The sequence below is a fragment of the Pseudenemella bisphenolivorans genome, assembly GCF_051133435.1.
GTDB lineage: Bacteria > Actinomycetota > Actinomycetes > Propionibacteriales > Propionibacteriaceae > JAAYAO01.
On record NZ_JBPGNY010000002.1, the window covers coordinates 324537 to 345698 of the forward strand.

General features: G+C 67.4%; 16 protein-coding genes. 13 read left to right on the plus strand and 3 right to left on the minus strand.

From position 1 onward, the window contains the following. The 4 genes from ACR4XW_RS06365 to ACR4XW_RS06380 are packed head-to-tail and all read left to right on the plus strand — an operon-like array spanning position 1 to position 5778. Positions 1–954, plus strand: coding sequence for an ABC transporter permease (locus ACR4XW_RS06365; RefSeq protein ID WP_434759694.1), 954 nt, complete (start codon positions 1–3; stop codon positions 952–954). Further along, positions 954–1868: an ABC transporter permease gene (locus ACR4XW_RS06370; protein WP_434759695.1), complete on the plus strand. Its 915-nt coding sequence runs from the start codon at positions 954–956 to the stop codon at positions 1866–1868. The genes ACR4XW_RS06365 and ACR4XW_RS06370 overlap by 1 nt, the downstream gene beginning before the upstream one ends. Next, on the plus strand, positions 1865–3712 hold the full coding sequence (locus ACR4XW_RS06375; protein ID WP_434759696.1) for an ABC transporter ATP-binding protein: 1848 nt from the start codon (positions 1865–1867) through the stop codon (positions 3710–3712). The genes ACR4XW_RS06370 and ACR4XW_RS06375 overlap by 4 nt, the downstream gene beginning before the upstream one ends. Then, positions 3709–5778, plus strand: a complete 2070-nt coding sequence (locus ACR4XW_RS06380) for a CocE/NonD family hydrolase (RefSeq protein ID WP_434759697.1) — start codon at positions 3709–3711, stop codon at positions 5776–5778. Before ACR4XW_RS06375 ends, ACR4XW_RS06380 begins: the two co-directional genes overlap by 4 nt. Positions 5779–5792: 14 nt before the next feature. Here the strand turns inward: ACR4XW_RS06380 and ACR4XW_RS06385 are convergent, their stop codons facing one another. Beyond that, positions 5793–6986 (minus strand): outer membrane protein assembly factor BamB family protein, encoded by a 1194-nt coding sequence (locus ACR4XW_RS06385; RefSeq protein WP_434759698.1) that lies wholly within the window; start codon positions 6984–6986, stop codon positions 5793–5795. Between the two features lie 162 nt (positions 6987–7148). Here ACR4XW_RS06385 and ACR4XW_RS06390 point away from each other — a divergent pair, with 162 nt between their 5' ends. Further along, a complete protein-coding gene (locus ACR4XW_RS06390; protein WP_434759699.1) occupies positions 7149–8189 on the plus strand; it encodes a YeiH family protein in 1041 nt (346 codons plus the stop codon). A gap of 397 nt (positions 8190–8586) precedes the next feature. On the opposite strand, the gene ACR4XW_RS06395 is transcribed toward ACR4XW_RS06390, so the two are convergent. After that, entirely contained in the window at positions 8587–8763 is a 177-nt protein-coding gene (locus ACR4XW_RS06395; protein WP_434759700.1) for a DUF5302 domain-containing protein, read from the minus strand. Between the two features lie 108 nt (positions 8764–8871). Between ACR4XW_RS06395 and ACR4XW_RS06400 the strand changes: the two genes are divergently transcribed. The 5 genes from ACR4XW_RS06400 to ACR4XW_RS06420 are packed head-to-tail and all read left to right on the plus strand — an operon-like array spanning position 8872 to position 16536. Further along, positions 8872–9441 carry a GNAT family N-acetyltransferase gene (locus ACR4XW_RS06400; RefSeq protein ID WP_434759701.1) on the plus strand — a complete coding sequence of 190 codons (570 nt, stop codon included), beginning with the start codon at positions 8872–8874 and terminating at the stop codon, positions 9439–9441. A gap of 34 nt (positions 9442–9475) precedes the next feature. Further along, positions 9476–11104 (plus strand): NAD(P)-binding protein, encoded by a 1629-nt coding sequence (locus ACR4XW_RS06405; protein ID WP_434759702.1) that lies wholly within the window; start codon positions 9476–9478, stop codon positions 11102–11104. Further along, positions 11101–14667, plus strand: a complete 3567-nt coding sequence (gene nifJ, locus ACR4XW_RS06410; protein WP_434759703.1) for a pyruvate:ferredoxin (flavodoxin) oxidoreductase — start codon at positions 11101–11103, stop codon at positions 14665–14667. The genes ACR4XW_RS06405 and nifJ overlap by 4 nt, the downstream gene beginning before the upstream one ends. Before the next feature lies 1 nt (position 14668). Next, on the plus strand, positions 14669–15700 hold the full coding sequence (locus ACR4XW_RS06415; protein WP_434759704.1) for a dihydroorotate dehydrogenase-like protein: 1032 nt from the start codon (positions 14669–14671) through the stop codon (positions 15698–15700). A gap of 32 nt (positions 15701–15732) precedes the next feature. Further along, on the plus strand, positions 15733–16536 hold the full coding sequence (locus tag ACR4XW_RS06420; RefSeq protein ID WP_434759705.1) for a uracil-DNA glycosylase: 804 nt from the start codon (positions 15733–15735) through the stop codon (positions 16534–16536). A 120-nt stretch (positions 16537–16656) separates the two neighbouring features. Here ACR4XW_RS06420 and ACR4XW_RS06425 read toward each other — a convergent pair whose 3' ends face one another. Beyond that, positions 16657–17250, minus strand: a complete 594-nt coding sequence (locus ACR4XW_RS06425) for a contact-dependent growth inhibition system immunity protein (protein WP_434759706.1) — start codon at positions 17248–17250, stop codon at positions 16657–16659. A gap of 160 nt (positions 17251–17410) precedes the next feature. On the opposite strand from ACR4XW_RS06425, the gene ACR4XW_RS06430 reads away from it, so the two are divergent. The 3 genes from ACR4XW_RS06430 to ACR4XW_RS06440 all read left to right on the plus strand — a co-directional run bounded on the left by ACR4XW_RS06430 (position 17411) and on the right by ACR4XW_RS06440 (position 21135). Next, positions 17411–18589, plus strand: a complete 1179-nt coding sequence (locus tag ACR4XW_RS06430) for a hypothetical protein (protein ID WP_434759707.1) — start codon at positions 17411–17413, stop codon at positions 18587–18589. Positions 18590–18611: 22 nt separating this feature from the next. Further along, positions 18612–20213 carry an ABC transporter substrate-binding protein gene (locus ACR4XW_RS06435; RefSeq protein WP_434759708.1) on the plus strand — a complete coding sequence of 534 codons (1602 nt, stop codon included), beginning with the start codon at positions 18612–18614 and terminating at the stop codon, positions 20211–20213. A 136-nt stretch (positions 20214–20349) separates the two neighbouring features. After that, positions 20350–21135 (plus strand): carboxypeptidase-like regulatory domain-containing protein, encoded by a 786-nt coding sequence (locus ACR4XW_RS06440; RefSeq protein ID WP_434759709.1) that lies wholly within the window; start codon positions 20350–20352, stop codon positions 21133–21135. Positions 21136–21162: the final 27 nt, after the last annotated feature.

The window sequence follows — 21162 nt, forward strand, 5'->3', positions numbered from 1 at the left end:
ATGCTGCGCCTGATTCTGCTTCGCCTCGGCACCGCGGTGGTCACCGTGTGGTTGGCCTCACTGTTCGTGTTCATCGCCGTGCAGGCTCTGCCCGGTGACGTCGCCCAGCAGATCCTCGGTCAGGACGCCACCCCCGAGGCGGTGGCCGCGCTGCGCGAGAAACTCGGCCTGAACGAGCCGATCATCTCCCGGTATTTCTCCTGGCTGGGCGGGATGGTCACCGGTGACATGGGCACCTCCCTGGTGTCGGGCGAACCGGTCGCCGACACCCTGCTCACCCATGCCCGCAACACCCTGATGATCGCGATTCCGACGATCATTCTGGGCATCACCCTGTCGATCGTGCTCGGCCTGCTCGCCGGGCTGTACCGCGACCGCACCACCGACCGGACGATCTCGGGCCTGGCCCTGGTCGGCATGTCCATTCCGGAGTTCGTCACCGCCACGGTGCTGGTGCTGGTGTTCGCGATCGCGATCCCGATCTTTCCGGCGGTGGTGATCGACGGGGCCGAGGCCCGGGTCGCCGACCTGCTGCCGTTCACGATCCTGCCGGTGATCGTGCTGACCATTTCGATGGCCGCCTACATCATCCGGATGACCCGCGCCGGGGTGATCGACGCGCTGGCCTCGGAGTTCGTCACCACCGCCCAGCTCAAGGGTGTGAAACCCGGACGGGTGGTGCTGCGCCACGCCCTGCCCAGCGCGATCCTGCCGACGCTGAACGTGATCGCGATCAACGTGGCCTGGCTGATCGGTGGCGTCGTGGTGGTCGAAGCGGTGTTCAACTACCCCGGCATGGGCACCTTGATGATCGAGTCGGTGCACAACCGCGACCTGCCGGTAATCCAGGCGATCGCGGTGCTGTCGGCCTCGGTCTACGCCCTGACCAACCTGGCCGCCGACCTCGTCGCGATGGGGCTCGACCCGAGACAACGGGCAGGGAGGTTCCACTGATGAGTCAGACCTCAGCCGTCCCCCCGGCCGGCGGCACCGAGCCGGAGGTGACCCGGGAGCGGGAGTCGTTCTGGGTGCGCCTGCGGCGAGCGCTGCGCGAATCGCGCACCCTCACCCTGGGCCTGATCCTGGTCGGCCTGCACATCGTGATCGCCCTGCTGGCCCCGCTGATCACCACATACGACCCGACCGTCTCGGTACCCGACAAGGCGCTCTACGGCATCACCGGCGAGCACTGGCTGGGCACCGACCAATACGGACGAGACGTGCTCACCCGAACCATCTGGGGTGGCCGCTATGCGTTGACCGTGGCCTTTCTGGCCACCACCGTCGCGGTCGCCCTGGGCACCATCATCGGCGTGCTCACCGCCTACCTGCGCGGCTGGTTCGACCTGGTGCTGATGCGCATCGTGGACGCGATGTTGTCGGTGCCGACGATTCTGTCGCTGCTGGTGATCGTGACCGTCTTCGGCACCGGACTGCCGGTGATCGTGCTGGCGGTGACCATCATCTACACCCCGGCGGTGACCCGGGTGGTGCGCGGGGCGGCGTCCACGATCGTCACCCTCGACTTCGTCACCGCGGCCCGGGCCCGTGGTGAGGGTGCTCCGTCGATCGCCTTCCGGGAAGTGCTGCCGTCGATTCCCGGGGTGATTCTGGTCGAGTATGCGATGCGGTCGACCTGGGTGATTCTGCTGGTGTCGACGCTGTCCTTCCTCGGCTTCGGCGCCAACCCGCCGACCCCCGACTGGGGGCTGATGATCTCGGAGGGACGCACCGCGCTGACCGTGGTGCCGCTGGCGACGATCGCCCCGATCGTGGCCCTGGCGACTCTGGTGATCGGGATGTCGTCGCTGGCCGACGGGCTATCCGGACGGCTCGGGGTCGACCGGTTGCAGCGAGGTGCGGGATGAGCGAGAAGCCCGAGACCGGCACGCCCGACAACGGCGCGCCCGAAACCGGCACCGGTCCCTTCGTCCGGATCGAGGACCTGTCCATCTCGTACCGCACCGGGCACGACCGGCCGGCCATCGACGTCACCCACAACGTCGACTTGGAGGTCGACACCGGGCAGACCCTGGCCATCGTCGGCGAATCCGGGTCGGGCAAATCGACGGTCGCCCGCACCCTGCTCGCCTACCTGCGGGGCGGGTCGTTCATCCGCACCGGGCAGGTGTTCGTCGGCGACACCGAGGTGTTCTCGCTGAAGGGCGAGGCCCTGCGCGCCCACCGTGGCAGCACCGTCGCCCTGGTCGCCCAGAACGCCGGCCAGGCGCTCACCCCGTCCATGCGGGTCGGCCGGCAGATCGCCGAGGCCCTGGAGGTGCACGGGCACAGCGCCAGTGAGGAACAGATCCGGGAACTGCTGGAACACGTGAGCATGCCCGCCCGGGCCGTCCGTGCTTACCCGCACCAACTGTCGGGTGGGCAGCAGCAGCGGGTCGCGATCGCGATGGCGGTGGCCGCCCGACCCAAGGTGTTGGTGCTCGACGAGCCCACCACCGCCCTGGACGTGCTCACCCAGGCCAGTGTGCTGCGGCTGCTGCGCGACCTGTCGGAGGAACTGCAATCGGCCACCGTGCTGGTCTCCCACGACCTCGGCGTGGTCGCCGGAATGGCCGACGAGGTCGCGGTGATGCGCCAGGGCCGGGTGGTGGAACGCTCCGGGGTGCGCCAGGTGCTGCGCTCCCCCAGCCACAGCTACACCCGCCAACTGCTGGCCTCGGCACCGCGGCTGGACGACAACGGCATCGTCGAGGTGCACGACGACGGCACCCGCACGATCCGGGCCCGGCCCGACCTGTCCGACCCGGAAGTGGTCGTCACCGGTGAGGACGTATCTGTCACCTACGGTCGCGGCAAACACGCGAACCGGGCGGTGAACGGGGTCGACCTGACCGTGCGGCGCGGGGAGATTCTGGCCCTGGTCGGCGAATCGGGGTCGGGCAAATCGACCCTGGCCTGGGCGGTGGCCGGGTTGAACCCGATCAGCGACGGCACCCTGACCTACACCCCCGCCGGCTCGGATGTCGAGGATGTCGGCGATCGGCCGACCGACCACGATCTTTCCCAGCCGGTGCGCAAACGCCCCGTGGGGCTGCGCCGCCGCATCCAGTTGGCCTTCCAGAACGCCGACACCGCGCTCAACCCGCGGGTCAGCATCGCCACCTCACTGGCCCGTCCGCTGAAGTTGTTCCGCACCGTGCCGCGCGAGCGCGTCGGGGAACGGCAGCGCGAACTGATGGAGCAGGTCGATCTGCCGGCCGAGTTCCTGCGCCGGCTGCCCGGGCAACTCTCCGGTGGGCAGCGGCAGCGGGTCGGCATCGCCCGGGCCCTGGCCGGTGATCCGTCGATCATCATCGCCGACGAGATCACCACCGCCCTGGACGTGTCGGTGCAGGCCCAGGTGCTGCAACTGCTCGACGACATTCGCCGCGAGAACAACTTGTCCTGCCTGTTCATCAGCCACGATCTGGCCGTCGTGCACGGGGTGGCCGACCGGGTGATGGTGATGCACGCCGCCCGAGTGGTCGAGGAAGGTCCGGTGGAGGCGGTCTTCGCCGACCCCCGACACCCCTACACCAAGGAATTGCTCGGCGCTACGCTGGCTGCCCCCGGTGAGGGTGAAGACCGTGACGACCCCTTGACCTCGGTGGTCGAGGAACGCACCTGGGTCACCGATGACAGTGACGGTTGGCACGAGGCCGGGGACGGACACCGCTGGCGCGGATGGCACACGCCCGAAGGAGGAAAGTGACCCTCAGACTCGTCCACCCCGACGAACTGCACCATCGCACCGAGGTGCGCCACGAGTGGATCGAGATGCCGGACGGGGTGAAGTTGCATGCCCGGATCTGGCTTCCGGTGAATGCCGAGCACCAGCCCGTCCCGGCTCTGTTGGAGTACCTGCCCTACCGCAAATCCGACTGGACCGCGGTGCGTGATGCCGAACGCCACCCCTGGTATGCCGGACACGGCTACGCCTCGGTGCGGGTCGACATCCGCGGCACCGGGGACTCGGAGGGGGTCTTCGACGACGAGTACTCCGAACAGGAACTCGAAGACGGGCTGGCGGTGATCGCCTGGCTGGCCGACCAGTCCTGGTGCACCGGCAAGGTCGGCATGTTCGGAATCTCGTGGGGTGGGTTCAACTCCCTGCAACTGGCCGCCCTGCGCCCGCCGGCGTTGAAGGCGATCGTCACGGTGTGCTCCACCGACGACCGGTTCGACAACGACGTGCACTACGTCGGCGGATCGGTGCTCGGCATCGACATGACCGCGTGGGCCGCGACCATGCTGGCCTTCTCGTCCAGACCCCCCGACCCACTGCAGGTCGGGGATCGGTGGCGCGAGATGTGGCTGGAACGGATCGAACACCTCACCCCACCGCTGCTGAACTGGCTGTCGCACCAGACCCGCGACGAGTACTGGCGGCGCGGTTCGGTGTGTGAGGACTACTCCGCGATCGAGGCGGCCGTGCTGGCCGTGGGCGGCTGGGCCGACCCCTACCACGATGCGGTGCTGCGGCTGGTGCAGAACCTGCCCGGGCCGGTGCGCGGCATCCTCGGGCCCTGGGCCCATCACTACCCCGACCGGGCCAACCGTCCGGGACGGGCGATCGGCTTTCTGCAGGAGACCCTGCGCTGGTGGGATCACTGGCTGAAGGACCAGCCGACCGGGGTGCTGGACGACCCGAAGCTGCGGGTCTTCCTGGAGGACTCCCGTCCACCCGAACCCGCACCGGGCAATGTGCCCGGGGTGTGGCTGGCCACCGACTGGCCGGCACCCGAGGTCGCCGAGGTGGAGTACGAACTGCCGGCCGCATCGGTGCCGGCGCGCGACGGCTGGGTGATCGTCGATACCCCACAACATCTGGGTGCGGATTCGGGCAAGTTCTTCCCCTACGGCAATATCACCGACCTGCCGCCCGACCAACGGGCCGAGGACGGCCGCGGGGTGTCGTTCACCCTCCATGTCGCCGAGGAACCGCTCACCGTGGTGGGCTGGCCGAAGGTACGGCTACAGCTGGACAGTTCCACCCCCCGCGGGCAGGTGATCGCCCGGCTGTGTGATGTCGGCCCGGACGGCTCGTCCCGACTGATCTCGCGTGGGGTGTTGAACCTGTCGACCAGGCACGGACGCGACCGCAACGACGACTTCGTGCCGGGTTCACCCGAGCAGGTGGAGATCAGGATGACCGGCCTGGGGGTGCGGCTGGCCCCCGGGCATGCATTGCGGCTGGTGTTGTCGTCAACCTACTGGCCATGGGTCTGGCCGCAGGCCGACAACGGCTTCCTGCGGGTACATCTGCCGTCGAGTTCGGTGGAGCTGCCGGTGCTCGACCCCGGCCGCGTCCCGTCGGCCGACGAGACCACCTGGGCCGACCCGGAACAGGCACTGCAGCTCGAACCGGTCACCTTTCACCAGACCCGGGCGCGGGGTCCGCAGGGGTTGAACATGGCCGAACGCGAGGTGCGTCACGATGTCGGGGCGAAGCGGTGGACGCTGTTGGTCGACCCCGCCTACGGCGGTTCGCGCACCTACCCGAACGGCCTGGTCTACGACGAGGAAGCCTTCGAGACCTACGCGATCACCGAGGACGATCCGCTGTCACCGTTGGCGACCTCCAGGTGGCGGGTCGGACTGGCCCGCGGCGAATGGCAGGTCGAGGTGCGCACCGAACAACAGGTGCAGTGCGATGCCGACGACTTCCTGGTGCGGGCCCACGTCCAGGCCGTGGTGTTGAGCGCCGACGGTCAGTCGGATGCCGAGGTGCTCGCCCAGCGCAGCTGGGAGGAACGGATTCCCCGCAACGGCGGCTGATCCTCGGGCTCGCGTCACCGTCCGGGAAGGTGGATTTCGGCCTCGCCCCGGTCGGGTCGGACGAGGTACCCGCCCATCACCTCCAGGTCATGGGCCGACCGATCGATGCTGCCGAGCTGTGAGGCGTCCTCGGTGCTCAGCAACAGCAGCCCCTTGGCGTCGGGGCTGATCACCAGCGCACCACCCGATTCGGTGACGAACCGGGGGGTGCCGTCCACGGGGTGGGCCTCCTCGCCGACCAGCACCGAGCGTCGACCGTCCTCGCGCCGGGTGACCCACCGTCCGTCGGCCGACACCGTCTCCACCCTGCGGTCGGTGGCGATCTGCAGGTCGGCCAAGGTGAACATCACCCCATCCGGTACCCGGGGATACTCGGTGACCGTGTTCGTGCCGGCCGGTTCGCCGTCCAGATCGAATTGTTCGAGCGCTTCGATACCGGGCTCCGGATCACGCGGAATCACGATGTAGCCATCTCGGGCCGCGAGCACCACCGAACCCTGTTTCGCGGTGGGCGGGGCCACCTCCAGCTCGGTGACCACCCGGCCGGTCTCGGCGTCGATCAACACGAACTTGTCGGTGCGCGACCAGCAACCGAAGCGCTTCGGCGTGCCGGCAGCGCCGCCGTCGAGCACCTTGCAGTAACTGAGGTCATCGGTGTCGGCCCGCCAGAGCTCCCGTCCATCGGCGTCACTGGCCCGCAGTTGCATACCGCCTGTTTGCGACAACATCAGTACCCAGGACCTGCCGTCGGCATGGGCCACCGGTCGGAACCTGCCCACCGCGGGGATCTCACCGGTGACGGGGGTTCGCTCACCGGTGCTGATCTCCACCCGCTCCCAACGTTGTTCGGATGCGCCGGTCTTGGTGGAGATGTAGACGTCCCCATCGACAACGCTGTTCGAGATGCACCCCTGGCCCTCGCTCTGCCACACGGTCGACTTGTCCGCCATCCGCACCGCCACCAGGTCACCGTCCCGGCCGAGCAACACCACATCGTCGTGGATACCGCAGACTTCCTCCGAGCGATCGAGCTTCCACACCTCACCGAAACCGTGCTCGTAGTCGTCGCTGAGCCAGGTGTCCGGGGTGTGTGCCACAGCCAGCTTCACCGGCCCGTACTTCTCCGGTTCGTCTTCCGGGGTCGAAGTGCACCCGGTCGAGATCAACGCCGCAATGAGGGCGATCGCGCCAAGACGAAGTCGGGACATGCGGCTCACTGTACGGGCCGGCCGTGTCCCGGGCGGGGGCTGAGCGCAACGGCACGACCATCATGTCCGCGCCGCCCCGCTGAGAACCCCCGCAGAACGCGGGGTGCCGCGCTCTCTCGGCTCCATTGGGACTCCGGTGGAATTGAGGCGTAGTGTGCCGACGTGAAAATTCTCCGCGACCGTGCTTTCTGGCTCGGACTACTGCCGCCGTTCGTCATCGGCCTGGTCGCCACCGGGGTTGGACGGGTGGCGCCAACCCTGGGTGCGCCGGTGGTCGGGATCATCCTCGGTCTCATCATCGGGCAGTTTCTGGGTCAGCCCGCAGCCATCGCCACCGGCACCAAGTTCTGTGCCAAGCGCGTCCTGCAGGCCTCGATCGTGCTGCTCGGCGCCGGCCTGTCGCTGCCGGTGATCGCCCGGGTCGGGCTGGCCGGGTTGCCGGTGCTGATCGGCACGATCATCGTGGTCGTCGGACTCGGGCTGCCGCTCACCCGCCTGCTGAAGGTCGAGGAGGAGACCGGCAAGCTGGTCACCTACGGCACCTCGATCTGTGGCGCCTCGGCCATCGCCACGATGAGCCAGGTGATGGGGGCCGCCCCCACCGCGGTGGCGGTGTCGATCGCGGTGATCGTGGTCTACAACGTGGCGGCGGCGATCCTCTTTCCCTATCTGGGTCATCTGATCGGGCTGAGCCCGGAGAGCTTCGGCCTGTGGGCCGGTACCGCGGTCAACGACACCTCCTCGGTGGTTGCCGCCTCGACCAGCTACGACCAGATCCTGTTGCACATGGGCATCGGTGGCGGGGTCGCCGCCGGTACCGCGGTGGTGGTCAAGCTGACCCGAACCCTGGGGCTGATTCCGCTGTCACTGTTCGAGCAGTGGCTCACCCGCCGCCGCAACCCCGACGCCCACCCCAACACGAAGTGGTACCGGCTGGTGCCGCCCTTCCTGGTGCTGTTCCTGATTGCCGCCGCGATCAACTCGCTCGGGGTGATACCCGAATCGGCCGCCCCGGTGATCAAGTTCATCGCCCACTACGGCACCACCGTGGCGATGACCGCAGTGGGTATGTCGAGCTCCTTCCGGCAGATCCGCGACGCCGGGTGGCGTCCGCTGGCCCTGGGTGGGATTTTGTGGCTGGCGATCATCGCGGCCTCGATCGCATTGCAGTGGGCCACCGGCCAATGGAACATGCTCGGCTGACCCCGTCCTCCTCGCCGACCTGACCGCCGAGCTGAAAGGTGCCGGCCAGCTCTGCACCGGGCCCCGGGGTCCCGCGAGGCGGGTCCGATCTCGCCAAGGGCTGGCCCGCACCCGACGCAGGTATCCAGCTCGGGAAGCTGGTGCTCAGCGGAGCCGGTCTCGGCGCGGGATGGATGAAAACGCACCCCGGAAGGGCCTATCCGGTGCGTTCGGGCGCTATCGGGAGCTCCTGGATGCGTTTTCGGCCATCGGGCGGCTGAGCTGAGATGTGGGTACCCGCCACCGGCATCCCTCGGGGGCCGGAGCGGCGCGGCGCGATGCCCCAAAAGATGAAGACCCGACCCCGCAGTGAGGCCGAGCCTTCATCATGGGCGCGGATTTCGATGCGTCGCCGTGGTCAACCGCTCTTGCGGCGGAACATCTGGGGGCCGGTCTCCGAGCGCTGGGCACCGTCGACCTTGCCGTGCCGGCTGTGATCGGACACATCCGGCCCGGCGTGGGCCTGCTTGCGCTCCAGGGCCTCGCGCATCTTGCGCTTGGTGTCCTCCGACGCGCCCAACGTGTCGTCAGTCATGGCGTCTCCCTTCTGTTGGGAACAGTGCCTCCACTGTGCGCTTCAGAACCACGCGACGCCATTGGTTTTCGGACGACTCCGGCGGTCGAGCTTGGTAGCTTTCCCGCCATGGAGTTCACCATCCGCCGCACCACGGTTGATGACGCCCCGGCCGCCGCGCTCACCCATGCCCGGGCGGTCGCGGCCACCTACACCCACATCATGCCGCCGGAGTTCGCCGAGGCCCGGCTGGCCGAGGTGGACGAACGGGCCGCGGCCCTGGCCGAGGCAATCACCCGGGCCGAGGCCGACGAAGCCGCCGGGGTCGAACCCTTCCGGCGGCATTGGGTGGCGGTGGACCAGGCCGGCGAGATCATCGCGGTGGCCGCGTCCGGGCCGGGCATTGCCGATTGGGAACGTGAACTCGGCTTTCCGCCGCCGATCGTGCCCTACCAACTGCAACACCTTTACGCCCTGCCCGGGGTACACGGCACCGGGGTGGGGGCCGCCCTGCTCGAAGCCGCGATCGGCGATCGCGACGCGCATCTGTGGATCCTGCGCAACAACCCGAGGGCCGAAGCCTTCTACCGCAAACACGGCTTCGTGGACGAGGGCACCGAGGTGACCTGCGGCCCGATGTGGTTCCACCGCCGAATGTTCCGGATGCACCGACGAGCGGAATCCGACGACGAGTCGTAGTATCTATGGCAACGCCTGCCCGCAAGGAGATTCCATGGCCCGCCGTGATGTCACGCCCCTGCCCGACCTCGCCAGCAGCCTGGGCCGGGCGGGTGCCACCAGAACTCGAATGCCGGTGTACGTCAACCTGTTGCCACCGTGCAATGCCGGCTGCCCCGCCGGCGAGAACATCCAGGAATGGCTGCGGCTGATCAAGGCCGGCCGGGCCGAGGACGCTTGGCGCCAGCTCACCTTGGACAATCCGTTCCCGGCGATCCACGGCCGGGTCTGCTATCACCCCTGCGAGTCGGTCTGTAACCGGGCCGAGCTCGATTCGGCCGTGTCCATCCACGGTGTCGAACGCTGGCTCGGCGACGAGGCGATCAAACAGGGCTGGCGCTTCGAACGTCCCGCCCGGGGTGCTTCGGGACGCCGGGTGATGATCATCGGCGCCGGCCCGTCCGGACTCTCGGCGGCCTACCACCTGGCCCGGCACGGCCATCACGTCGAGATCTTCGACGCCTCCGACGCCCCCGGCGGCATGATGCGGTACGGCATCCCCGAGTACCGCCTGCCCCGCGATGTGCTCGATGCCGAGATCAACCGCCTGCAGGACCTGGACGTGATCATCCACTGCAAGCACCCGATCAAGGATCTGCAGGCCGAACGCGCACGCGGCAATTTCGATGCGGTGTTCATCGCGATCGGCGCGCACCTGTCGAAGAAGGTCGACATCCCGGCCTCCGACGCGTCCAAGATCGTGGACGCGGTCGACTTCCTGCGCGATGTCGCCTCCGGTGACAAACCGGTGATCGGACGGCGGGTCGCGGTCTACGGTGGCGGCAACACCGCGATGGACGCCGCCCGCACCGCCCGTCGGCTGGGTGCCGAGGAAGCCCTGGTGGTGTACCGGCGCACCCGCGAACAGATGCCGGCCCACGAGATCGAGGCCTCCGACGCCGAACGCGAGGGCGTGAAACTCAACTGGCTGCGCACCATCACCGAAGTCTCCGACGAGCTGACCGTCGAGGTGATGGAACTGGACGAGGACGGCAAACCCCGCGGCACCGGACGGTTCGAGAAACTCGAGGCCGACACCGTGATCATGGCCGTGGGTCAGAAACCCGAAACCGAGTTCCTGCGCAATATCCGGGGGTTGGAGTTCGTCGACGACGTGCTGCAGGTCGACCCGCGCACCCTGATGAGTGCCGTGCCGGGCATCTTCGCCGGCGGCGACGCGGTGCCCTCCGAGCGCACCGTCACCATCGGCGTCGGTCACGGCAAGAAGGCGGCCCGCTCGATCGACGCCTACCTCAGCCAGGTGCCGCTGGTCGATCGGGAGAAGAACCCGCTGGCAACCTTCGACAAGCTCAACCCCTGGTACTTCGGTGACCACTCCCGCCGCGACCAACCCGAACTGTTGCCCAGCGAACGGGTCCTCGACTTCGGCGAGGTGGTCGGCGGCTTCGACACCGATCAGGCCAACTTCGAGGCCCAACGGTGCCTGTCGTGCGGCAACTGCTTCGAATGCGACGGCTGCCTGGGCTCCTGCCCCGAGGACGCGATCATCAAACTCGGCCCCGGTCGTGGCTACCGCTACGACTACACCAAATGCACCGGATGCGGTACCTGCTACGAGCAATGCCCGGTGCACGCGATCGAAATGATCAAGGAGCACGAATGACCCGCCAGATCATCGACGGCAACACCGCCGCGGCGTCGGTGGCCTACCGGCTGAACGAACTCTGCTCGATCTACCCGATCACCCCGAGTTCGACGATGGCCGAACTGGCCGACGAGTGGTCGGCCCATGCGATCCAGAACGTGTGGGGCACCGTCCCGACGGTGATCGAGATGCAGTCCGAGGGTGGTGCGGCCGGTGCGATGCACGGCGCCCTGCAAGGTGGCGCGCTGAGCACCACCTTCACCGCCTCCCAGGGTCTGCTGCTGATGATCCCGAACATGTACAAGATCGCCGGTGAGTTGACCTCGACGGTCTTCCATGTCGCGGCCCGCTCGCTGGCCGCCCAGGGGCTGTCGATTTTCGGCGACCATCAGGACGTGATGGCGGTACGCCAAACCGGTTTCGCCCTGCTGTCGAGCGCCTCGGTACAGGAGGCCCACGACTTCGCCGCGATCGCCCAGTTGGCGACCCTGCGTTCCCGGGTGCCGTTCGTCCACTTCTTCGACGGTTTCCGCACCAGCCACGAACTGAACGTGGTGCACCGACTGTCGGACGAGGAACTGCGTTCCTTCATTCCGACCGATCTGATTCTGGAACACCGCTCCCGGGCACTGTCGCCGGCCAACCCGTTCATCCGCGGTACCGCGCAGAACCCCGACACCTATTTCCAGTCCCGCGAGACCGTGAACTCCTTCTACAACGCCACCCCCGGCATCGTCGCCGAGGTGATGGACCAGTTCGCCGACCTCACCGGACGGCGCTACCGGCTGGTCGATTACCACGGTGCGGCCGACGCCGACCGGGTGATCGTGGTGATGGGCTCGGGGGCCGAAACCGTCCGGGCCACCGTCGACCACCTCAACGCCCAGGGGCAGCGAGTCGGCATGGTGCAGGTGCGGTTGTACCGTCCGCTGCCGGTCGAAGACCTGGTCGCGGCGATCCCCACCACGGCCGAACGGGTCGCGGTGTTGGACCGCACCAAGGAACCCGGCGCCGGTGGTGAACCGCTGTTCCTGGACATCACCTCGGCGATGTCGGAGGCCTACGCCCGCGGCACCCGCGACCGGCTGCCGCTGATCATCGGTGGACGCTACGGGCTGTCGTCGAAGGAGTTCACCCCGGCGATGGCGATCGCGATCTACGACGAACTGGCCACCGACTCACCCCGTCCGCGGTTCACCGTCGGCATCACCGACGACGTCACCCACCTGTCGCTGGATTACGACCCGAGCATCGACATCACCGACCCGCAGACCCACAGCGCGGTCTTCTACGGGCTCGGCTCCGACGGCACCGTCGGGGCGAACAAGAACACCATCAAGATCATCGGCGCCGACCGCAATGCCCAGGGCTACTTCGTCTACGACTCGAAGAAGTCCGGTTCGCGCACCGTGTCGCACCTGCGGTTCGGACCGAACCCGATCGAGGCGCCCTATCTGGTCGGCCGGGCCGATTTCATCGGCTGCCACCACTGGTCGATCCTGGAACAGGTCGACATCACCGAGTTCGCCGGTGCCGGCGCCACCTTGTTGTTGAACTCCCCGCACGGGCCGGACGAGGTTTGGGAGCACCTGCCGAAACCGCTGCAGGAACGGATCCTGGAACTCGACATCAAGTTGTGGGTGATCGATGCGACCGCGGTGGCCCGCTCGTCCGGCATGGGCAATCGCACCAACACGATCCTGCAGACCTGCTTCTTCGCGATTTCCGGGGTGCTGCCCCGCGATGAGGCGATCGCCGCGGTCAAGGACTCGATCCGCAAGACCTACGCCCGCAAGGGTGACGAGGTGGTGCGCCGCAACCAGAATGCGGTGGACGCCTCGATCGACGAGCTGCATCAGGTCGAGGTGCCCGGGTCGGTGACCGCCGACCACGGGCTGCGCGCCCCGGTACCCGACCACGCCCCCGAGTTCGTCCGCACGGTCACCGCGGCGATGATGTCGGGCCACGGCGACAACCTGCCGGTCAGTGCCCTGCCGATCGACGGGACGTATCCGTCGGCGACCACCCAGTACGAGAAGCGCAATATCTCCGAGATCGTCGCCGAATGGGATCCCGACACCTGCATCCAGTGCGGCAACTGTTCATTGGTGTGCCCCCATGCGGTGATCCGGTCGAAGTTCTACTCCCCCGAGGCTCTGGACGGTGCGCCGGAGGGTTTCGCGTCCGCCCCGTTGAACGCCGCGGGGGTGCCGAACACCCGGTTCACCCTGCAGATCTATGCCGAGGACTGCACCGGCTGTGGTCTGTGCGTGGAGGCCTGCCCGGTGTCGCCGCCGCTGAGCCCGCATCTGAAGGCGATCAACCTGTCCCCGGTCGCCGAGCGGCTGGAACAGGAGAAGGCCAATGTCGACTTCTTCCATCAGTTGCCCAACAACGACCGCACCCGGGTCGACTTCGGCACCGTGCGCGGCACCCAGTTCCTGCTGCCGCTGTTCGAGTTCTCGGGGGCCTGCTCCGGATGCGGTGAGACCCCGTACCTGAAGCTGCTCAGCCAGCTCTTCGGTGACCGGCTGACCATCGCCAACGCCACCGGCTGCTCGTCCATCTACGGCGGCAACCTGCCGACCACCCCGTGGGCGAAGAACGAACTGGGACGCGGCCCGGCCTGGTCGAACTCGTTGTTCGAGGACAACGCCGAGTTCGGGCTGGGGCTGCGAATGGCCGCCGACCTGCACACCGAGATGGCCCGGGAGCGGCTGTCGCAGTTGCGTGCCGAGGTCGGCGACGACCTGGTCGACTCGATTCTGGACGCCCCGCAGGTTGCCGAATCGGAGTTGGCCGCCCAGCACGCCCGGATCGAGAAGCTTGCCGAGAAGCTCGACCAGCTCGACGGGGCCCGGGCGAAGGATCTGCGCTCGGTGATGGACCATCTGTTGCGCCGCTCGGTGTGGATCGTCGGTGGTGACGGTTGGGCCTACGACATCGGCTCGGGCGGGTTGGACCATGTGCTGGCCTCGGGCCGCGACGTGAACATTCTGGTGCTCGACACCGAGGTGTACTCCAACACCGGTGGCCAGTCGTCGAAGTCGACGCCGCTGGGCGCGGTGGCGAAGTTCGCCGCGGCCGGCAAGACCACCAACAAGAAAGACCTGGCGATGCAGGCGATCGCCTACGGCAACGTCTATGTCGCCCGGGTGGCGATGGGCGCCGACCCGCAGCAGACCATCGACGCCTTCCGCGAGGCCGAGGCCTATGACGGGCCGTCGCTGATCATCGCCTACTCGCACTGCATCGCCCACGGCATCGACATGCGGCAGGGCAACCGGCAGCAATACCTGGCGGTGAACTCCGGGCACTTCCCGCTGATGCGGTACAACCCGGTGCTGCGCAGTGCCGGCGGCAACCCGTTCCTGCTCGACTCGCCCCGTCCGCGGGTGCCGTTGCACGAGTACATCTACCAGGAGCTGCGGTACCGGATGCTGCGCAATGCCGACCCCGACGAGGCCGACCGGTTGGTGATGTTGGCCCAGGAACAGGTGCTGCAGCGGTGGCAGGACTACGAGGAAATGGCCAGTCGGGGCGCCGAGGAGTTCGCCGCCGACGCAAGAAGGGATTCCTGAGATGGACCTCACGACGAACTACCTGGGCCTGGAACTGGCCCACCCGATCATCGCCTCGGCCGGGCCCCTGTCGCAGACCGTGGACGGCGTGCGGGCACTGGCCGACGGTGGTGCGGCGGCGGTGGTGATGTATTCGCTGTTCGAGGAGCAGGTGCGTCACGAGGAGTTCCACGACGCGATGCTCACCGAGGAGCCGGCCGAGTCGTACGGTGAGGCGCTGAGTTATTTCCCGCAGGTGCCGACGTCCAATATCAGCCCGACCAAGACCTACCTGTCGCTGGTGGAGAAGGCCGCCGAGGCGGTGTCGGTGCCGGTGATCGGGTCGATCAACGGTTCCACGATGGGTGGCTGGACCGGGGTGGCCCGCGATCTGCAGAACGCCGGGGCGGCCGCGGTGGAGTTGAACATCTACCAGGTGCCCGGCGAGATCAGCACCGACGCCCGCTGGGTCGAGGACACCCACCGCGAGATCCTGGCCGCGGTGAAGGATGCGGTGACCATTCCGGTGGCGGTGAAGCTGAGCCCCTATTTCTCGTCCTTCGGTGCCTTCGCGCTGACCCTGTCGCAGGCCGATGCCGACGGGCTGGTGCTGTTCAACCGCTTCCTGCAGCCGGAGGTGGACGTGGAACGGTTGACCGTCGAACCCGGGATCGGGCTCTCGCACTCCTCCGACGGACGGCTGCCGCGCACCTGGATCGCGGCCCTGCACGGCAAACTCGGCACGACCTCGCTGTGTGCCTCCGGTGGGGTGGAGACCTGGGAGGACGTGGCCCGCTACATCCTGGCCGGCGCCGACGTGGTCGGTACCACCTCGGCCCTGGTGCGGCACGGGGCCGGGCACACCCGGATGCTGCTGGACGGGTTCCGCGATTGGCTGGAACGTCGCCAGTTCACCTCTCTGGATCAGGCGCGGGGCATGCTTGCCGTCCCGGCCGATGCCGATGCCTCGGCCTACGAACGGGCCGGGTACGTCGCTGCTTTGGAGCAGGCGAAGCAGACCTACGGCCCGCTGGCCCGGGAAACCTGGCTCTGAGCCCGGTTGCGCGGTCTGTTTGACTGGCCGGTATGCAGTTTCCGCATCCGGTCACCGGGCAGCCCTTCGACTCCCCCGCACCGCCGGGTACCGGTTGGCCGGGTGACCCGGCCGATGCCGGAACTCCGCGCGCGGCGTCGGCGGGTGGGGTGCGCCGGTTCGCGGCCCGGTCGAAGTCCTTGCCCGAAGTGGACGAGTACGTCAGTGTCTGCCGAGCCTGTCCGCGGCTGGTGCGGTGGCGGGAGAAGGTGGCGGTCGAGAAGCGGAGGCAATTCGCCGAGCAGCCGTACTGGGGTCGTGCGGTGCCCAGCCGCGGGGTGGCCGATCCGCGGATTCTGGTGATCGGGCTGGCCCCGGCGGCCCATGGTGGTAATCGCACCGGGTTGATGTTCTCCGGGGACAACTCCGGCACCTGGATCATCGGCGCCCTGCACCGGGCCGGCTATGCCGACCACCCCGATGCGCTGGTCGCCGAACTGAGCGAGGTACGGATCGTCGCCCCGGTGCACTGCGCCCCACCGGACAACAAGCCCACCCCCGCAGAACTCGCCACCTGCGGCACCTGGCTGGATCGCGAACTGGTGCTGGCCGACCGTGCGGAGTCGGCGCTGGCCCTGGGCACGATCGCCTGGCAGGCCGCACACGCCGCGGCCGTCCGGATCGGTTGGCAGGTACCCCGTCCCCGCGCCAAGTTCGGCCACGGCGCCGAAACCGCCTTCACCCGGCCCGACGGCTCGGTGCTGCGGCTGGTCGGCAGCTACCACGTGTCGCAGCAGAACACCTTCACCGGCCGGCTCACCGAGCAGATGCTGGACGAGGTGATCGCCCGGCTCTGAGCCGGACCGAGTATTGACCGATGTTGTGCCCATCCTGCGGGCCTCCCCAGTGGCCGACGTGGCGTCGGCACAGGAAACGACTTCGCGCTGGTTGGGTGGCGTTGGGGGCGCGATCGGCGCTCACGCCGGGCGGACGATGAATCCTTCGCCCTCGCCGGTCAGGGAGTACACCCGCACGTGGGGCGTCGCCACGGTGAGCCGGCCCCGGGTTTCGACTGCGCACACGACCCGCTCACCGACGAGCTCGCGCAGCAGCGCCGGGGCGCCATGCGGGCGGATTTCATCGACTCCGCCGGGAGCCGCGCAGCTCACGCCGAGGGGGAACTCCACGACATCGCGCTCCAGGACGAGCGTCGGCACCGAATCGCTGCTGACCCCCAGCACCTGCTGCCCCAGCAGCCCGGAATACCGCTGATCGACCGGCGGGGCCTCGCTGCGCACCTGGGCCAGCACCTCGTCGAGCCACTCCTTCGCGCTGAGCCCGGCCGCCTCGTAGTCATAGCCGTTGCCGAGCGCCGCCAACACCTCGTCGATGTCGTCGGAGTGTTCGGCCTCGAGCCGCTCCACCTCCTGCGGCAGCCGGGCGCAGAACACCGGGCTCGAGGTGAACTGCGAGATGACCTCATGGGGTGTGCCGAAGACATCCTCGTAGTCCTGGTTGAAGCCCCCGCCGACGAGTTGGGCGAGCTCGGGGAACGCTGAGGTGAGTTGCACCTGCCCTCTTTCTGATGGTGACGGGTGGGAGGATCCGGTGACCACGCGGCATTGTCGTGCCGCCACAGCGTACTCCGAGGTGCTCCCGAACAGCGGAAGTCGATCCCCCGGGCCGCGGGTACCTCGTCCACAGTTGACCAAACCGGTACCGGAGGAACTGATGACGAACAACCTCGAAAAGGCTTTCGACGGCCTGCTGGACAGCATCCGTCGGGCGACGGGCGAAATGCGCGGCCATGAGTACTACGAAGATGAGCAGAACCGGGCCCGAGGCCACATGTTCCTCACCTCCATGCTCATTGCCCGGCTCGAGGAACACGTCATCTTCGATCCCGCATTCCCCTATTTCCGGGTGCTCGATCACCGAGTTCGGGAGGGCGGGGACAACCCCGATCAGCGCTATCTGATCAGCCAATTGCTGCCCGGGGTGGCCTACAAGGTCTGGGGGCGTCTCGGGGACGCGCATCGGCTCGAATTCCAGGTGTATGCCGGCGACCCCTATCTGAACGGTCGGATGGCGTCCTACCTCAGCTTCGAGGACCTGGAAGTCAACCCCGACGGCACCTTCGAGGTCTTTGTTGACGATGGACCCGCCAGGGCCAACTGGCTGCAGAACCCCACCGACTCGACCAAGATTCTCGTGCGGCAGGTCTACAGCGACTGGGACACCATGCGGGATCCGGGCGAAGTGCACATCGACCGGGTCGGGGCTGCCGGCGAGCTGAAACCCGAGGTGAGCGCGGACGAACTGGCGGAGCGTTTGAATGCGGCCGCCCAGGACTTGCTCGTCCAGGCTCGGGCGTGGCCGGCCAGTACCCTGCAGAGCTCCCAGCGGCGAGCGCCGAATGAGATGGGTGTGCCGATGGATCCCGGGTCGTTGGGTGGAGTGCCCGGACGATGGATGTGCCGGGCGAACTTCGACCTTCGCGATGACGAGTGTCTGGTGGTCACGCTCGGCGCGGCGGATGCCCACTACTTCGGCATCCAACTGTCCGACAACTGGTTCTCCTCACTCGAGTACGCCAACCGCCAGAGCAGCCTCACCTCCGATCAAGCGGTCGCCGATCAGGACGGCCTGTACCGCTTCGTCATCTGCGCCGAGGACCCGGGGCATCCGAACTGGCTCGACACGTGCGGACTGCGCACCGGTGACATCCTGCTGCGCTGGGACGGAACATCGGGGCCCCTTCCGGACGACCATTCGCCGCGGATGGTCAAGACCACGCTCGGTGAACTCGCCGAGGAGTTGCCGGCCGACAGCCCCACGGTGAGCGATGAGGAACGCGCCGCCCAGATCGCTCGACGCCGGGCGCATGTACAACGTCGATACGGCTGCTGATCAGCGGATACCCGGAGGCACCATGAAACATCGTTTGGCCAAGCTCATTTCGCTCACCGCTGTCGCCGCATTGGCCCTGTCGGCCTGCGGGGTATCGCGTGAAGACCGGGATGAGCCGACGGAGAATCCGGACAAGAACGCGGTCTTGGCTCCCGGCGTCTTCCGACAGCAGGACCCGGGCGAGCCCGTCAGCGGCGGCACGTTGACGTTGGCCGACTTCGCGGAGAGTCGCACGACCGACCCGAGCAAGACCTTCGCGTCGGCTTTTGCCGGTGCCTCGACATTGGTCGCGCTCTATGACCAACTGATTCGGTACGTGCCCGAGACCGGCGAGTTCGAACCGCGGCTGGCCGAATCGGCCGAGCCGAACGAGGACTTCACCGAGTGGACGGTTTCACTGCGTCCCGGTGTCACCTTCTCCGACGGAACCCCGCTCAATGCCGACGCCGTTGTCGGATCGGTCAACTACTACGTGGAGCAGCGCGGTTCGGACATGAGTGTCATCGGCCCGCGTTGGAAGGGCGTTCGCAAGGTGGATGACCTGACCGTGGTGTTCGAACTCACCGAGGGGATGGCCGGTTTCCGGAACATCCTGGGTCGGGCGATGGGTTTCATCGTGGCACCGGCGGCCATCGCCGGCCCCGAGTTCAAGCCCATCGGAGCCGGTGCCTTCACCTTCGAGTCGTACAAACCACAAGAAGAGCTCGTGCTCAAAGCGAACCCCGACTTCTGGGACGGCAAACCCCACCTCGACACGTTGCGGTTCGTTTGGCTCGGCCCCGACCAAACGAAACTGGATGCCTTGGAGGCCGATTCGGTCGATGCGATGGTGATTCGCTCCCCCGAACTGATCGCCAAGCTCCGGGAACAAGACCACTACGGCGCCGTCTCCTTGGCGAACCTCGGCAGCGTGATCTACGTCAACCACGCCGAAGGGAATCCCGGTAACGACCGTCGGGTGCGCGAAGCCTTCTTTCTCGCGGTGGACCCACAGGCCATTTTCGACCGTCTGTACGACGGCTACGGGCTTGCGGGCAAAACGATCTTCACCTCCGCTTCCCACTGGCACAACCCGGACATCGACACCGACCTCGACACCGAGCGGGCCAAGGAACTTGTTGAGGAAGCCAAGGCAGATGGCTGGGACGGGACGATCACCTACACCTCGCTGGGTGACCCGAACGGTCGCGAACAGGCACTCATCGTGAAAGCTCAGTTGGAGGCGGTGGGGTTCCACGTCGAACTCGAGAGCCCACGCACCGTGGCTGACCTCACCCAGCGGGTTCTGGTGGACCGCAAGTTCCAGTTCGCCGCCATCGGGCAGGGAATCAGTGACGATGACCCCTATCTGGGGGTGTCCCAGCAGTTCCATTCGGAATCTCGGGTGAACGCCATGGGCTACGCCAACCCGGAGATGGACAAGCTGGTCGAGGAACTCGCGATCCTCGAAGGTGACGCGCGACGCGATGCGCTGCACAAGGTCGAAGCCCTCTACCGCGAGGACGTGATCGGTATCGCACTGGGTGGCAACCCGGCCTTCGCCACCTGGCAGGAGGATGTCCACGACATCGTGCAGGTCAACGAACAGATGCTCGACTTCTCCAAAGCCTGGAAGGCGAACTGACGATTGACCGGCGTCGTGCCCCGGGGGCGCCCGATCCGACGCAGGTCACATGGGGTTGAGTTCTTTGGTCTTGACCCCCGCCATTGAGCGCATTCGGGCCTCCCGGTGGGCGCGGTGACCGACCTAGCATCGGCGCATGACACGACCGCATGCTGGTTTGGTGGCGCTGGTGGTGGTGCTGATTCTGCCGCTGACCGCCTGCTTCGCCTTCGACTCCGGCCCGACAGCGGGAGCACCCGCCAATGCCGGCGAGATCGAGCCGAATGTGGTGAAGGGCCGGGTGACCAACGCCCGTGGCGAACCGCTGCCCGGGGTTCAGGTCGGAGCCGACAACACCCTCCACCACGGTAGTTACCTGTTCGGGGTCACCGATGAGAACGGCTACTACCGGATCGACCTGTCCGCGGAGCCGAACCTGACCTGGCGCATGTTCGGCACGATCGAGGTCGACTACGAGGGTCACCGCTACACACAGGACCTCCACGTCGACAAAACCGCCTTCGCCGGCAGCACCGGGGCAATCCGGGATATGGAGTGGCGAATCGAAGGTCCCCGCCCCGAATCGGAGGACGCCTTTTATGGCGGCAAGGTCTACATCTACGAGGGATACCGGGAATCCGACTACGACCAGGGCAACGAGCATCCGGGTATCGAGGATATGGAGCTGGTCGAAGTGACCTTCGAGCCCACCGCGCCGTTGATCGACGGCTCCCAGGGCGAAACGATCGTGCGCAGCGACGGTGGCGAGACCAATGGCATCCCGATCGGCAAGTACCGGGTGAGTGCCCGTTACCACTCCCCCCACGGTGATCAGGTCGAGTTGGTGATCCGCGAACGCGACACCGGCGAGTACACCTCAGCGGTGGAGGTGGTCTTCAACACCGAACATCTGTTGGAACTGGAGGTACTGCACCCCGGGTGAGTGCCCTTCATAATGGGTGCCGTCCCA

Excerpts from the sequence above, each read along its gene's own strand:
- ACR4XW_RS06365 (WP_434759694.1), top strand. The coding sequence starts at position 1 with ATGCTGCGCCTGATTCTGCTTCGCCTCGGCACCGCGGTGGTCACCGTG.
- ACR4XW_RS06370 (WP_434759695.1), top strand. The coding sequence starts at position 954 with ATGAGTCAGACCTCAGCCGTCCCCCCGGCCGGCGGCACCGAGCCGGAG.
- ACR4XW_RS06375 (WP_434759696.1), top strand. The coding sequence starts at position 1,865 with ATGAGCGAGAAGCCCGAGACCGGCACGCCCGACAACGGCGCGCCCGAA.
- ACR4XW_RS06385 (WP_434759698.1), bottom strand. The coding sequence starts at position 6,986 with ATGTCCCGACTTCGTCTTGGCGCGATCGCCCTCATTGCGGCGTTGATC.
- ACR4XW_RS06395 (WP_434759700.1), bottom strand. The coding sequence starts at position 8,763 with ATGACTGACGACACGTTGGGCGCGTCGGAGGACACCAAGCGCAAGATG.
- ACR4XW_RS06400 (WP_434759701.1), top strand. The coding sequence starts at position 8,872 with ATGGAGTTCACCATCCGCCGCACCACGGTTGATGACGCCCCGGCCGCC.
- ACR4XW_RS06405 (WP_434759702.1), top strand. The coding sequence starts at position 9,476 with ATGGCCCGCCGTGATGTCACGCCCCTGCCCGACCTCGCCAGCAGCCTG.
- nifJ (WP_434759703.1), top strand. The coding sequence starts at position 11,101 with ATGACCCGCCAGATCATCGACGGCAACACCGCCGCGGCGTCGGTGGCC.
- ACR4XW_RS06415 (WP_434759704.1), top strand. The coding sequence starts at position 14,669 with ATGGACCTCACGACGAACTACCTGGGCCTGGAACTGGCCCACCCGATC.
- ACR4XW_RS06420 (WP_434759705.1), top strand. The coding sequence starts at position 15,733 with ATGCAGTTTCCGCATCCGGTCACCGGGCAGCCCTTCGACTCCCCCGCA.
- ACR4XW_RS06430 (WP_434759707.1), top strand. The coding sequence starts at position 17,411 with ATGACGAACAACCTCGAAAAGGCTTTCGACGGCCTGCTGGACAGCATC.
- ACR4XW_RS06435 (WP_434759708.1), top strand. The coding sequence starts at position 18,612 with ATGAAACATCGTTTGGCCAAGCTCATTTCGCTCACCGCTGTCGCCGCA.
- ACR4XW_RS06440 (WP_434759709.1), top strand. The coding sequence starts at position 20,350 with ATGACACGACCGCATGCTGGTTTGGTGGCGCTGGTGGTGGTGCTGATT.